Source organism: Prescottella sp. R16 (assembly GCF_030656875.1).
Taxonomy (GTDB): Bacteria; Actinomycetota; Actinomycetes; order Mycobacteriales; family Mycobacteriaceae; genus Prescottella.
Map to the genome: position 1 here is coordinate 2809567 of NZ_CP130943.1, position 12842 is coordinate 2822408.

At 64.2% G+C, this 12842-nt stretch carries 13 protein-coding genes and 1 pseudogene; 8 read left to right on the forward strand and 6 right to left on the reverse strand.

The window, feature by feature from the left end:
* Window positions 1-114 precede the first annotated feature (114 nt).
* The 3 genes from Q5696_RS13180 to Q5696_RS13190 are packed head-to-tail and all read left to right on the forward strand — an operon-like array spanning window position 115 to window position 3165.
* Window positions 115-1002 (forward strand): ABC transporter ATP-binding protein, encoded by an 888-nt coding sequence (locus tag Q5696_RS13180; RefSeq protein WP_305091791.1) that lies wholly within the window; start codon window positions 115-117, stop codon window positions 1000-1002.
* The gene (locus tag Q5696_RS13185) at window positions 999-2537 is read left to right on the forward strand and encodes a hypothetical protein (protein ID WP_305091792.1); all 1539 of its coding nucleotides are present in this window, start codon (window positions 999-1001) and stop codon (window positions 2535-2537) included. Before Q5696_RS13180 ends, Q5696_RS13185 begins: the two co-directional genes overlap by 4 nt.
* Window positions 2524-3165 (forward strand): hypothetical protein, encoded by a 642-nt coding sequence (locus Q5696_RS13190; protein WP_305091793.1) that lies wholly within the window; start codon window positions 2524-2526, stop codon window positions 3163-3165. Before Q5696_RS13185 ends, Q5696_RS13190 begins: the two co-directional genes overlap by 14 nt.
* Before the next feature lie 49 nt (window positions 3166-3214).
* Here Q5696_RS13190 and Q5696_RS13195 read toward each other — a convergent pair whose 3' ends face one another.
* From Q5696_RS13195 to Q5696_RS13205, 3 genes and pseudogenes are all read right to left on the reverse strand, one after another.
* On the reverse strand, window positions 3215-3454 hold the full coding sequence (locus Q5696_RS13195) for an SHOCT domain-containing protein (protein ID WP_175279108.1): 240 nt from the start codon (window positions 3452-3454) through the stop codon (window positions 3215-3217).
* 386 nt (window positions 3455-3840) lie between these two features.
* Window positions 3841-4428, reverse strand: a complete 588-nt coding sequence (locus Q5696_RS13200; RefSeq protein ID WP_305091794.1) for an ISAs1 family transposase — start codon at window positions 4426-4428, stop codon at window positions 3841-3843.
* A pseudogene (locus Q5696_RS13205) lies at window positions 4388-4975 on the reverse strand (ISAs1 family transposase); the annotation flags it as partial. The gene Q5696_RS13200 and the pseudogene Q5696_RS13205, both read right to left, overlap by 41 nt.
* 214 nt (window positions 4976-5189) lie before the next feature.
* Here Q5696_RS13205 and Q5696_RS13210 point away from each other — a divergent pair.
* Window positions 5190-5861 carry a TetR/AcrR family transcriptional regulator gene (locus Q5696_RS13210; protein ID WP_305091795.1) on the forward strand — a complete coding sequence of 224 codons (672 nt, stop codon included), beginning with the start codon at window positions 5190-5192 and terminating at the stop codon, window positions 5859-5861.
* A gap of 208 nt (window positions 5862-6069) precedes the next feature.
* Here Q5696_RS13210 and Q5696_RS13215 read toward each other — a convergent pair whose 3' ends face one another.
* From Q5696_RS13215 to Q5696_RS13225, 3 genes are all read right to left on the reverse strand, one after another.
* Complete coding sequence (locus tag Q5696_RS13215) at window positions 6070-6360, reverse strand: aldehyde dehydrogenase family protein (RefSeq protein ID WP_370654787.1); 291 nt, start codon at window positions 6358-6360, stop codon at window positions 6070-6072.
* A gap of 42 nt (window positions 6361-6402) precedes the next feature.
* A protein-coding gene (locus tag Q5696_RS13220) for an IS3 family transposase (RefSeq protein WP_305091796.1) occupies window positions 6403-7547 on the reverse strand; the annotation gives its coding sequence in 2 pieces (ribosomal slippage) (window positions 6403-7274 and window positions 7274-7547; 1146 coding nt in all).
* Window positions 7548-7579: 32 nt separating this feature from the next.
* Entirely contained in the window at window positions 7580-8176 is a 597-nt protein-coding gene (locus Q5696_RS13225; protein WP_370654788.1) for an aldehyde dehydrogenase family protein, read from the reverse strand.
* Window positions 8177-8268: 92 nt separating this feature from the next.
* Here Q5696_RS13225 and Q5696_RS13230 point away from each other — a divergent pair, with 92 nt between their 5' ends.
* The 4 genes from Q5696_RS13230 to Q5696_RS13245 all read left to right on the forward strand — a co-directional run bounded on the left by Q5696_RS13230 (window position 8269) and on the right by Q5696_RS13245 (window position 12766).
* Window positions 8269-9354, forward strand: coding sequence for an ISAs1 family transposase (locus tag Q5696_RS13230; RefSeq protein ID WP_305091797.1), 1086 nt, complete (start codon window positions 8269-8271; stop codon window positions 9352-9354).
* A complete protein-coding gene (locus tag Q5696_RS13235; RefSeq protein WP_305091798.1) occupies window positions 9344-9715 on the forward strand; it encodes a periplasmic substrate-binding domain-containing protein in 372 nt (123 codons plus the stop codon). The genes Q5696_RS13230 and Q5696_RS13235 overlap by 11 nt, the downstream gene beginning before the upstream one ends.
* Before the next feature lie 591 nt (window positions 9716-10306).
* The gene (locus Q5696_RS13240; RefSeq protein WP_305091799.1) at window positions 10307-11254 is read left to right on the forward strand and encodes a TauD/TfdA dioxygenase family protein; all 948 of its coding nucleotides are present in this window, start codon (window positions 10307-10309) and stop codon (window positions 11252-11254) included.
* A gap of 21 nt (window positions 11255-11275) precedes the next feature.
* Complete coding sequence (locus Q5696_RS13245) at window positions 11276-12766, forward strand: MFS transporter (RefSeq protein ID WP_305091800.1); 1491 nt, start codon at window positions 11276-11278, stop codon at window positions 12764-12766.
* Window positions 12767-12842 lie beyond the last annotated feature (76 nt).

A 12842-nucleotide genomic window follows, 5' to 3' on the forward strand; every position in this document is an offset into this window, starting at 1 on the left:
CGGCCGCTGCTTCAGGATGAGGCGGAGTGCAGCCGAAAGGTGGTGCTGGCACCACCTTCGATCCACCGTGTGGACCCAGTGACCGCACCACCGGTCGAATGGTCGGCTGAAGTCATGCAACTGGAGCTGAACAACGTCACCAAAACCTATCGGGGGAAACAGGCCGTCACCGACGTCAGCCTGCGGATCGGGCCCGGGGTTCTCGGACTCCTCGGCCCCAACGGAGCCGGTAAGTCGTCGCTGATGCGCATTCTCGCCACGATCACCCGCCCCACCACCGGTACGGTCGTGTGGAACGGTATCGACGTCGTCGCTCGGCCGGAGCCGCTCCGACGCGTCCTCGGTTACCTTCCGCAGGATTTCGGTGTCTACCCGAATCTCGGTGCCGGAGAGTTCCTCCGGTATCTCGCCGCAGTCAAAGGTCTGACTGCGCGGTCGGCCAGGGATCGGGTCGACGAGCTGCTCGAGCTCGTCAACCTGACGGACGCCAGATCGCGACCGGTGGGGACGTTCTCCGGTGGCATGCGCCAGCGTGTCGGTATCGCCCAGGCGCTCCTGGGCGACCCCGAGCTTCTCGTCGTCGACGAACCGACGGTCGGACTGGACCCCGAGGAACGCATGCGGTTCCGCAACCTGCTCGGGGATCTGGCGAACGACCGGATCGTCATCCTGTCCACCCACATCGTGTCGGACATCGAAGCGATCGCCGACGACATCGCGATCCTCACCGCCGGCGAACTCCGTCGGCGTGGCACGCCCGAGGACCTTCTCCGTTCCGCGGACGGTCGGGTGTGGGAAGCGACGGTCCCGGTCGATGCCGTGGCCGAGATCCGGCACCGAGCGACGATTACCCGCACGGTCCGAACGGCACAGGGTGTGCGTGTCCGTGCGGTCGCTCATACACCTCCGATGTCGGGGGCTCGTCCTGTCGAGCCCGATCTCGAAGACGCGTACGTCGACGCGGTCCACAGCCCGACGGCACCGGCCGGGGTGACCCGATGACCGGCGCCGTCGCTGCCGTCGCGATGGCCGACTTCCGGGATCGTTCGCGGCGTCCCGCGTTCCTGGTGACGGTGCTCGGCGCTGTCGCACTCGGCTATGTTGCCGTCCCGCCGGTATCGGCGACGTACGCGATGGTCAAGGTCGGATCGTTCCGGGGACTGTACGACAGCGCGTACATCGGCATGTTGCTCGCCATGATCGGCAGCCTGTGGTTGCCGCTGTTCGGCTTCTACGTCGTCCGCAGCAGTATCGCGCGCGACATCTCCACCGGCGTAGGCGAAGTGCTTTCCGCCTCCCCGTTGCGCATGCCGATGTATCTGCTGGGCAAGTATCTGAGCAACGTGGCGGTGCTCGCGGCGATGGCTGCCGCACTCGCTCTGATCGCACCCGTGATGCAGCTTCTCCGCGGGGAATCCTCGAGCCTCGACATGACGGCGCTCTGGCTTCCGATCGTGCTGTTCTGTCTTCCTGTCCTGACCGTGGCCGCAGCAGCCGCCGTCGTCTTCGAAACGGTCCCGTTCCTGCGAGGTGGTGCGGGAAACATACTGTGGTTCTTCGTGTATCCGTCGATGTTCCTCGCCGGGATTCCGCTGGTCTACGGATCAATTACCGCAGGGTTCCAGGCAGACCTGGCAACGCAGCACCCCGGCATGGATGACGAGATCTCGATCGGGCTCACCGCGGAGTCGGGCGCGCTCGGGCAGTTCACGTGGTCCGGGATGGACATCGACACGACTCTCGTCGCCGGGAGTGTGGGGTTGATTGCCGCCTCGACGATCGTCGCCGTCCTTCCCTCCCTCTGGTTCGGCCGGTTCGACCCCGCACGGTGGCAACGCACTCCTTCGCATATGTCTGCCGCACCTGCAACCGCGGCCCCCGTTGCACCGGCGTTCGCACAGAGTCCGCGAACGCTGTCGCCGGCCGAGCGTGGACAGTCGTTCCCGGGGTTGCTGCTCGGTGAGGTGCGCATTCATCTCGGAAGCGTGTCGCGGTGGTGGTGGCTCACGCTCGCGATCGTGACGATCGCAGCCCTCGTCGTCCCCGCTGATCGCGTCGGCACCGCACTGCTCTTCGCGTGGTTGTTGCCGGTGCTGGTGTGGTCACGTCTCGGGACACTCACCTACGAACAGGGCGTCGCTCCCCTTGTGCAGTGCGGTGTCTCGTCTCGCATCAGACTCGTCGCCGAGTGGGGTGCAGGCGTGCTCATCGCGGTCATCGCGGGTGTCGGTCCGCTCGTGAAAATGCTGCTTGCAGCGGACGCGACCGGCGTCGCCGCGTGGGTTGCGGGCGCGACGGTGATTCCTGCCCTTGCGCTGCTGATCGGTTCGATCGGCCGGAGCGCACGCGCGTTCCAAGCTGTCTACCTGGTGATCTGGTACGCCGTGCTCAACGGGGTCGCTGCGGTCGACGTCATGGGCGCGCTCCGCACCGATGAGTCGCTCGCCGGCCCGTCCCCACTGTTGTCCTTCGGCGTCGGCGCCGCGCTGATCGCCGCCACCGCACTCGTTCAGGAGATTCGCCATGCCCGTCGTTGAAACCGCACCCCGGAAGTTCCGCCTCCCCGTCAGCGTTGCGGCACTGGCACTCTCGTCCGTGGCGCTCGCCGGCTGCACTGCCGATTCCACGAGTCACGAACAGCGGAACGACAGCTACAGCGGCGCCACGGCCGTCACACTCGATTTCGATGATGCGGGTGCCAAACAGTTCGGTGTGACCACCGCGGCCCTGAGCGCTCAGGTGATCGGCTCCGACCGCGACGACATCGAGATCCGGCGCTCATTCGAGTTCACCGACGGCGACAAGCCCGATGAACGCATCGACACCAACGGGTCCGGTCTGACGATCAGCGCGAGTTGCCCCGACAGATTCGCCGTCGGCCGCCCCACCTGCGTCGCCCTGTACGAGATCGCCGTCCCGTACGGGACCGTCGTTCGAGGGAGTTCGCAATTCGGCGATCTGACGGTGACCGACACCCGGGCCGCCGTCGACCTGAACTCCCGCTACGGTGACGTCACGCTGGTCACGGGCCCGGGCGGTTATGCGGTGGACGCCGTGTCGGCGACGGGCCCGAGCACCGTCGAGGTGCCGCAAGATCGCGCCGGCATCCCGGTGCGCCTACGGTCCGGAGATGGCGCCGTCTCCGCAACGACGGACCCTCGCTGAGACCAGAGCGAAGTACCCAGAGTGAATGCACGCCTCGCAGGGACGCTTACTACCAGGCAGCCACTCGATGTATGTGGTATCGGTCGTCGTCGATCTCGCCGCGGGCCAACCACTGTGCGAGGAGCTGCTCAGGAGTATCGGCGTGAGGATGGGGCGGCTGTGTGTCCGGGCGAGTACTCGAATCACCAATCACCGCGAGGACGATCAACACCCCGAACGCGATCATCATCGCGAAGATCATGAGCGCGTAGCCCCACCCATTCATGCTGTTGGCGTACCAGAACATCATCGGCGTGCCTCTGCATTGCGCCAGATTCGTCGCTCTTCAGGCAGCCCGCGCCATCGCGATCTTCACCCGGGTCCGGCGCACGAGTTCGGCGCGGCCGGCGTCGGTGCCGCGAGACGGCCCACACCTGCTGTCTCAGCGATCGCATCGGGTGGCACTTCACTCGCGCCCGCTCTACTTTCTGTTGATTGGCGTCCAAGTACGCCGAGGCGTTCTTTCAAGGACGCGATGTCATTGTCCTGCTTGAACATCTGCTTGCGGAGACGGGCGAGCTCGGGGCGTTCCGCTGCAGTCAACCGCTCATCGCCGGTCGTAGTTGCTGCTTCGATCCGGTGGCGTTCATCGGCGACCCAGCGGCCAGGGCCCCGGCAAAGTCGCATAGCTGCATGTCAGGCGGCATGAAGTAGATCGATCGGACGATGCGGGTCGCGGCCGTGATGCCGTAGCGCGGCTGCGATGTTGTCGTGGCCGGCCAACCGCAGGACGCTGACGACGGTGTTGCGGATGGTGGCCATCACCTGCGGACCGGTGCCGGTGCGGACGGCGGAGCGGTCTTCGTCGAAGGTGACGTCCCGGACCCAGTGCAGGCGGTTCTCGATCGCCCAATGCCCGCGAACCCAGCCGGCGACCTGCAGCGGAGCGGCAGAGGTCATCGGGATCGAGGTGACCAGGTAGACGACCTCGACGGATCTACGGCCCTTCCTGGTGACGGTGCGACGCACCTGCAACACCTGGCAGGCGTGTGGAAACCCGAGCCCACCGGCGACCTCGGTGGCCTTGATCGTGCGCTGCTCCCGCCGCCCGTGACCATACCCACCGGTCGACGACGAGACAGGAATCGCGTTCCACGGCAACGACTTCAACAGATCCCGCAGGACCTTCTGGTTGTTCTTGACGGTGAACACGTAATGCCCCCCACGATGCCCCGCCCCGACCGACGATGTACTCGGCGGTGGCCCGCTGACAGTGCAGGGCATCCGCGGTGACCACCGCGTCGGTGAGGTCGAGTGGGGCGAGGAGGTCGGTGATCAGCGGGATCTCGTTGGTCTTCGCACCGACCTCGACCTGTCCGAGGACCACCCCGCTGCCGTGGTCGAGGGCGGCCAGCAGATGGGTGAGATGCCCGGCCGCGTCCCTCGCGCCTCGCAACGTCTTGCCGTCGACGGCGATCACCCGGCGCCCGTCGACCACCCGGGTTCGTAGCCACGCCCACATGCCGATGACCTGGTCCAACACGGCCGCGTCGACGCGGGCGAGGGTGCGGCGGATCGTCGATTCCGACGGCACCCGATCGGCCACACCCAGCTTCCCGAGCGCGTCTGCCGGCGCATCATGGACCCACTCTGCGATGGCGGTGAACGAGCGCGCGCCGGCGCACACCGCGGCCAGGGACACCGACAGGATCACCGTGAGCGGGTGCCGGACCCCACGCCGGGCCCGTGGATCGGGCACCCAGTCGAGCGCGTCGAGGATCCCGGTGTCGGACACTGGAACAGGCGTGGGAGAAGATGAGGCTGCGGGCACGACTCGTTCCTGGTTGTGACGATTGTGTAGGAACTTGAATCATCGCCGAGGCGGTCGTGCCCGCCCCAATCCGCGCTCTCGTCGAGCGTCATCTCGCACTGAAACCCCAGCTCAGCGTGTATCACTCACGACTTTGCCGGGCCCCTGCCCTGCGGTCCCTATGTGAGCAGCGTCGCACGTTGACGATCTAAGAATTAGACCTTATCGTTGCATCGTGAGTGAACCTGGAGCGCGCCAATTGATGATTGATGCTGCAGAAAAGATAGTCGCTGAGCAGGGCATTGCTGCCATGACATTAAATGGCGTCCAACTTGCAGCGAATCAGGCTAATAAATCTGCGGCGAAATATCACTTCGGATCCAGAGAAGGGCTCCTAGAAGCCGTCGTGGAGGCGCGTATGGCTGCAGTAAATTCTCGACGGCAGGAGATGCTGAACAACTTTAGGGTGGGAGGGGGCTCCATCACACTGCGGGACGCTGTCGAGGCATTGGTCCGACCGTTCGCAGCTGAAACACTCGGGCGACCTGGCAGCCGATACGCGCGGTTTGTCGTGCAAGCTTTGACCGATCCCGCCCTCGGGGAGATCATGCCGAAACATTTGATGGCGGAAAGCTATCGGTCCACTCATCGGATCATGATCGAGCTCTGCCCCGCAGCAGATGGAACCGCGCAGCGTCGAGCTAACAACGTAGTAATGCTCACTATGGCCGCACTCGCGACCCACGAAGGGCGTACGCGCACGGCCTCAGACACAGACGAAATCGTGGCAGATCTCGTCGACAGTTGCGTGGCCATCCTCCAAGCCCCGTTTCGAAATCGAGAAGAAGCGTCTCGTCGAGCCACAGAAGGCCGCGTCGAGTCGCTCTTTGATCGACAGTCAACGTAGGTCAAAGTTCGAAATCTTCGCCGAATGGCCTTGCGAAGGTTTGATGACCCCATCCAGGCCGCGGCCGGAGCCGGAAGCGCCTCGGGGCGATGCGAAATTGCCGTTATCTCTAAGTTCGCCGCGTGGACCGTGTAGCAGTGACATTGATCAAATCCAGTTAATGTCACTGCTACACGGACGCAGGAATGACCCGGCGACTATTCTCGCATCACGCGCCGTGCGGCGTTCGGTTGCTCAGCACGCGGGTCTGTAGGAACTCTTCGATCCCAGCGGCGCCACCTTCTCTGCCGAACCCACTGGCCTTCATGCCGCCGAAAGGCAGCTCAACTTCGACGGCGTTGTGCTGGTTCACCCACACGCTTCCGGCTTCCAGTTGTTCGGCGACTCGGATGGCTGCGGCTTCGTCGCTTCCCCACACCGATGCGCCGAGACCGAACTCTTGACCATTGAGGGTGTCGATCACTTGATCAAGTGAGTCGTATCCCACCACCGGAAACACGGGGACTGCCCCGAGTTCAGTTGACTCGCGGGGTGTAGAGGTTCAGGCCGCGAGTGGGGCCTGATTGAGGGTCTCATACTCGACCGGGGTGAGCTTGCCGAGGCCGCGTTGACGACGCCGACGGTGGTAGGTGCGTTCGATCCAGATCACGATCGCCATGCGGAGTTCGTCGCGAGAAGCCCAGCGCTGCCGGTCGAGGACATTTTTCTGCAGCAGCGAGAAGAACGACTCCATCGCCGCATTGTCGCCACACGCCCCGACACGCCCCATCGAACCCCGTAACCCTTTGGCGGACAACAGTTCCACGAATCTTCTGGAACGAAATTGACTGCCCCTGTCGGAATGCACGATCGTCCCCGCCGGGCCACGGAGGGCGATCGCGTTCCGCAACGCCGCCACTGCCAGCTCGGAGGTCATGCGGGAATCGATCGAGTAGCCGACGATCCGGCCCCCGAAGCAGTCCTTGATCGCACACAGGTAGAGCTTGCCCTCATCGGTGTGGTGCTCGGTGATGTCGGTCAGCCACAGCTTGTCGGGCCTGTCCGCAGCGAATTCGCGGGCGACGAGGTCGTCGTGGACTGGCGGTCCGGACTTGCGGCTCAGACCGCGTTTCTTCGCGAAGGCCGACCAGATCCGCTGCTGTGAGCACAACCGCTGCACCCTGTTCTCGCCGGCGGTGATACCTCGGCTCGGGAGCTCGTCCGCGATGAACCGGTACCCGAACGCCGGGTCGTCGGCGTGGATGGTGAAAGCGGCGTTGATCAGGTGGGCGTCGTCCCAATCACGCTGCGAGACAGGGTCCTGGCACCACTTGTAGAACGCTTGGGTGGAGAATCCGAGCACCCGGCAGGTCACCGCGACGGCGATGCCGTCGGCGGCAAGGTCGAGGACCAGCGGGTAGGTCATTTTGGGGGCAACTCGCGGGCGAAGAACGCCGCGGCCCGCCGCAGGATCTCGTTCTCCTGCTCGAGCAGGCGGTTGCGTTTGCGCAGTTCACGCAGCTCGGCGGACTCCTGCTCGGTCACGCCGGGACGGACACCGTCCTCGATGTCGGCCTTCTTGAGCCAGTTGTGCAGTGTGGCCTCGGAGATTCCGAAGTCCTTCGCGATCCGGGACAACGGCGCATCGCCCTTGCGGGCGACGGCGACGACGTCGCGGCGGAACTCTGCGGGGTAGGGCCTGGGCATGATCAATGATCCTTCCAGGTGAGGATCAATCCTCACCGGTCAGGAGTCAACCAAAGCCGGGGCAGTCCCACGGGTCCGAACTGTTCAAGGGCGACGATCTCGGAAGAGTCGTCGACGTCTCGTACGAGGGTTGGTTCGAGGAACCACCCCGGCAGGTCGGTGCCGCGCCCGCCTCCGGTGACCACCGTTGCTCCGTTCGCGGTCGCCTTGTCCAGCAATGATCGAACGAAAGCGTGTTGCGCTTCGTTGTGCAGTGGTCCCATTCCTGTTGGCGGGTCAGCGCCGTTCCCCACGCTGATCTTTGAGGCAACGGCGGTGAATGCTTCGCAGAATTCGTCTAGACGAGCGTGGGGAACGTAAGCACGTTTGGGTGCGACGCACATCTGCCCCGCGTTGAAGAACGCAGAACGGGCCAATGACGTTGCTGTCTGTTCCATATCGGCGTCGTCGAGGACGATTACAGGGTCGTTTCCGCCGAGCTCGAGGGCGACCGGGGTGATCGTCTGGGCAGCCTGCTTCATGATTTGTCGCCCCACCCCAGGGGCCCGGCAAAGTCGTGAGTGATACACGCTGAGCTGGGGTTTCAGTGCGAGATGACGCTCGACGAGAGCGCGGATTGGGGCGGGCACGACCGCCTCGGCGATGATTCAAGTTCCTACACAATCGTCACAACCAGGAACGAGTCGTGCCCGCAGCCTCATCTTCTCCCACGCCTGTTCCAGTGTCCGACACCGGGATCCTCGACGCGCTCGACTGGGTGCCCGATCCACGGGCCCGGCGTGGGGTCCGGCACCCGCTCACGGTGATCCTGTCGGTGTCCCTGGCCGCGGTGTGCGCCGGCGCGCGCTCGTTCACCGCCATCGCAGAGTGGGTCCATGATGCGCCGGCAGACGCGCTCGGGAAGCTGGGTGTGGCCGATCGGGTGCCGTCGGAATCGACGATCCGCCGCACCCTCGCCCGCGTCGACGCGGCCGTGTTGGACCAGGTCATCGGCATGTGGGCGTGGCTACGAACCCGGGTGGTCGACGGGCGCCGGGTGATCGCCGTCGACGGCAAGACGTTGCGAGGCGCGAGGGACGCGGCCGGGCATCTCACCCATCTGCTGGCCGCCCTCGACCACGGCAGCGGGGTGGTCCTCGGACAGGTCGAGGTCGGTGCGAAGACCAACGAGATCCCGCTGATCACCGACCTCCTCGCCCCACTCGACCTCACCGACGCGGTGGTCACCGCGGATGCCCTGCACTGTCAGCGGGCCACCGCCGAGTACATCGTCGGTCGGGGCGGGCATTACGTGTTCACCGTCAAGAACAACCAGAAGGTCCTGCGGGATCTGTTGAAGTCGTTGCCGTGGAACGCGATTCCTGTCTCGTCGTCGACCGGTGGGTATGGTCACGGGCGGCGGGAGCAGCGCACGATCAAGGCCACCGAGGTCGCCGGTGGGCTCGGGTTTCCACACGCCTGCCAGGTGTTGCAGGTGCGTCGCACCGTCACCAGGAAGGGCCGTAGATCCGTCGAGGTCGTCTACCTGGTCACCTCGATCCCGATGACCTCTGCCGCTCCGCTGCAGGTCGCCGGCTGGGTTCGCGGGCATTGGGCGATCGAGAACCGCCTGCACTGGGTCCGGGACGTCACCTTCGACGAAGACCGCTCCGCCGTCCGCACCGGCACCGGTCCGCAGGTGATGGCCACCATCCGCAACACCGTCGTCAGCGTCCTGCGGTTGGCCGGCCACGACAACATCGCAGCCGCGCTACGGCATCACGGCCGCGACCCGCATCGTCCGATCGATCTACTTCATGCCGCCTGACATGCAGCTATGCGACTTTGCCGGGGCCCTGAGCTACATCGGGATCAACGTTCTCGACGAATCTCCCTACGTGCGGATGTACGGCAACCTGCACAGCGATTCGACGTCCAATGTCCTCGGCTACAAGAATCCCGACATGGACGCACTGCTAGGCGAGCTGAAGACTGCCCCGACTGCCGATGAGCGCCGACGCGTTCTCGAAAATATTCAGACGCTCGTCAACGAGACTGCGCCGATCGCCGTCATGGGAGCCGGCAAGTACTTCATTCCGTGGAGTCAAGATGCACACGGAATCGTTCCCAGTGCGGACGGAATCATGCTTTTCGAAAAGGCCTGGCTCGCAACTGATTCCGCTTCCTGAGTCATCTGCCGCCTTTAGATCCCCATCCCGATCCGCGGGGCCTGTTGGCTCCCCGATGTGTTGGAGGATTCCCTCCAAGCTCACCCAGCGGCTGCCTCAGGTCTCGGGGTTGCCATGGTGACGCTCCCGTTGCCAGCTGGAACCGTAGTGCTCACCGGCCTGCGCATGCGGTCGGTCCGAACCAGACATGTACTGCGAGGCGATCCTGGGCCATCCTGCGGGTCGGTGTCGCGGGGTCGAACCTGCGGCGTGCGGCGAGCGATCTTTGCTGACATGCATGTTTCCTCGTGAGAGTGGAGTTCAGCAGTGTTGGTTGTGGAACCTTCGCTCACGCTGTTGACACGTTAAGGTTTTGCCCTTAACGTCGTTGCCGTGATCCACACCACGTCTTCGGGCAAGCCGATCGGTACCGACTGCGTGGTCGTTGATCGCTCGCATAGCCGACTCCGCTGACCGTCCGAGTCCGCTGAGTGGTCCTTTCCCGGAGAGGACGCGCACTTTGGCAGCGTCGAGCAACCAGATTCATTCGCGACCGATTCGACTCGACGCGCGGCATCGGTATCGCGCCACTGAACCCATAGGAGTAAGCAGATGACGTACGCGCTTCCCGCCACTGCGGTGCCCACCCCGACTGATCCCCTCGCCTGCTTCGGGCCGATCGTCGCCCCGCGGACCGCAACCGGTACCGAGGATCGCCCCTACGAGTTGTTCACTCTGGACCCGCATAGCCCGACTATCGGCGCCGAAATTTCGGGGATCAGGCTCGGCGGCGACCTGTCCGACGAGGTGATGGCCGAACTTCGCCGCGCGCTGCTCGAGTGGAAGGTGCTGTTCTTCCGGGATCAGGACATTTCCCGCGCCGAGCACCGCGCGTTCGCCGCTCGCTGGGGCGCATTGGAACAGCATCCGTTCTTCAAGTACACACAGCCTGGGCAGAGCGACATCGAAGTCGCGACGCTAGCGAAGGATGCGACTGCCGTGGGGGCCGAGAACATCTGGCACAACGACGTCACCTGGCACGAGTTTCCGTCGTTTGCAGCAGTGCTGCGCGCCGTCGAGATTCCTGCCGTGGGCGGTGACACCCTCTGGGCAGACATGGGCGCTGCCTACGATCTGCTACCGGACGACATCAAGACTCACATCGACACCCTTGACGCCGAGCACGACTGGATCAAGTCGTTCGGCTCCGGAATGCCTCAGGACGCCATCGATATGTTGCGTCCGAAGTTCCCGCCAGTCACCCACCCCGTCGTGCGCGTCGTCCCGGAGACCGGTCGCCGTGTCCTGTTCGTCAACGCGGCGTTCACTCAGCGCGTCCTCGGTGTCTCGGAGAGCGAATCCAACGAGCTGCTGCGTCTGCTCTACCGCCATGCCATGCGCCCGGAATTCCAGGTGCGTCTGCGCTGGAAGCCGAACACCATCGCGTTCTGGGACAACCGGACGTGTCAGCACTACGCGTCGAGCGACTATTTCCCGGCCCGCCGGGTGATGGAGCGCATCTCGATCGTCGGCGACAAGCCGATCGGGATCACCGCCTGATTCGAGAGGCAACGAAAACTAGTGAGTACACACGAATTGCCGATGACCCGAGGGCGGATTGTTGCCGTTCTCGCACTGATCATTCTCCTCTCCGAAATCGCAACGTTCGAGATTCTCATGGTGCTGCCGGCGTTGCCGCATATAGCCCCTGAGTTCCAGACGCTGAGTATCGCGTGGGTTGTCTCGATCGTGACCTTGGCGGGAGCAACGGTGATGCCGTTGGTCGGCAAGGCCTCGGACAAATGGGGCAAGAAGCGGGTGATCATCGTGCTCGCGCTGGTGTTCGTCTTGGGCAGCGTTATTTGTGCGGCGGCCACATCCTTTGCCGTCCTCTTGGTGGGCCGCGCACTGCAGGGATCTCTGATGGGGATCGTGTCGATCTCGTACGGTCTCGTGCGCGACATCATCCCTCGAGATGTCGTTCCGTTGGCTCTAGGCGCCGTTGTCACCGGGGTCGGAATGTCCGCCATAGCAAGCCCGTTCGTTGCGGGCTGGCTGATCGACAGCACCGGGTACCAGGGCATCTTCTGGTTCATGGCCGCCTACGTCGCCGTACTGCTGCCGTTGTATGCGCTGGTCGTTCCGGAGAGCCCCATTCGGCTCGATCGCCCAGTCGACTATCTCGGCACCATCCTGCTGGGCCCGGGTATCGGCATGCTGCTTCTCGGAGTCTCGAAAGGAGCGCAGTGGGGTTGGACTTCGCCCTGGACCCTGATCTGTTTGCTCGGAGGGATAGCGATGCTCGCCGCGTTCATCGCGTGGCAGCGCATCACCCCGAATCCGCTCATTGACCTGAAGGTTCTGCTGGGTCCGAAGTTCGGTCCCACAGTGCTCGCTGTGGCCTGCATTTCGTACATGATGAACGCGCACGCGCTCATCATTCCGACCATGTTGCAGACTCCGAGTGGGTTGCCGGGCGTGAGTTACGGATCGGGTCTGTCGGCCACACAACTGGCGATCTGGACGTTCCCAGTCGGACTCGTGTCAATGATCATGGGCCCTGTCGGTGGCGTGCTGTGTAAACGCATCGGCGGCAGGTACGTGCTGATGACCGCGGGCGTGCTGTTCCTCGTCGTCATGTTCCTGGGCTCGCGCCTGTTCACCATCCAGTGGCAGGTCGCCATCATGAGCGCAACCGCGGGTCTCGCCGTAGGCCTCGTTCACTCGTCCAATGCGAACCTTGTGCAGGACGCCCTACCCGCTTCGCAGGGAGGCGTGGGCAACACGATTGGCGGTATGGGAGCCCTTCTGGCCGGTGGCATCGCCACCACTCTCACCGGAGTGGTGATGTCGAACCACGTTCTTGCTGTCGACCCAGTGACGCATGCCGTGTTGTACGCCGACGTAGCGATCACCCGCAGTTACCTGTACGCCGCCGTAGTCGGCATCGTGGGCCTGATCGTCGTTCTGGTCATGAGGCACGGACGCGAACCGGCACAGGGCGGACTGCAAGCAGAATCCGCGAACGGAGCTGCAGCGCCAGCGCAGGACTCGGTGACGCTCCCGGCGTAACGAACTGCCCAACACCGTCCGCATAACTGCGCTCACCCGAACCGTTACCGTCCAGCTTTGTTCCAGGAGAATCATC

What these genes read in the sequence shown, in the direction of transcription:
- Q5696_RS13185 (WP_305091792.1), top strand. Translation starts at nt 999, where the DNA reads ATGACCGGCGCCGTCGCTGCCGTCGCGATGGCCGACTTCCGGGATCGT.
- Q5696_RS13190 (WP_305091793.1), top strand. Translation starts at nt 2,524, where the DNA reads ATGCCCGTCGTTGAAACCGCACCCCGGAAGTTCCGCCTCCCCGTCAGC.
- Q5696_RS13200 (WP_305091794.1), bottom strand. Translation starts at nt 4,428, where the DNA reads ATGCCCTGCACTGTCAGCGGGCCACCGCCGAGTACATCGTCGGTCGGG.
- Q5696_RS13195 (WP_175279108.1), bottom strand. Translation starts at nt 3,454, where the DNA reads ATGATGTTCTGGTACGCCAACAGCATGAATGGGTGGGGCTACGCGCTC.
- Q5696_RS13180 (WP_305091791.1), top strand. Translation starts at nt 115, where the DNA reads ATGCAACTGGAGCTGAACAACGTCACCAAAACCTATCGGGGGAAACAG.
- Q5696_RS13235 (WP_305091798.1), top strand. Translation starts at nt 9,344, where the DNA reads ATGCCGCCTGACATGCAGCTATGCGACTTTGCCGGGGCCCTGAGCTAC.
- Q5696_RS13240 (WP_305091799.1), top strand. Translation starts at nt 10,307, where the DNA reads ATGACGTACGCGCTTCCCGCCACTGCGGTGCCCACCCCGACTGATCCC.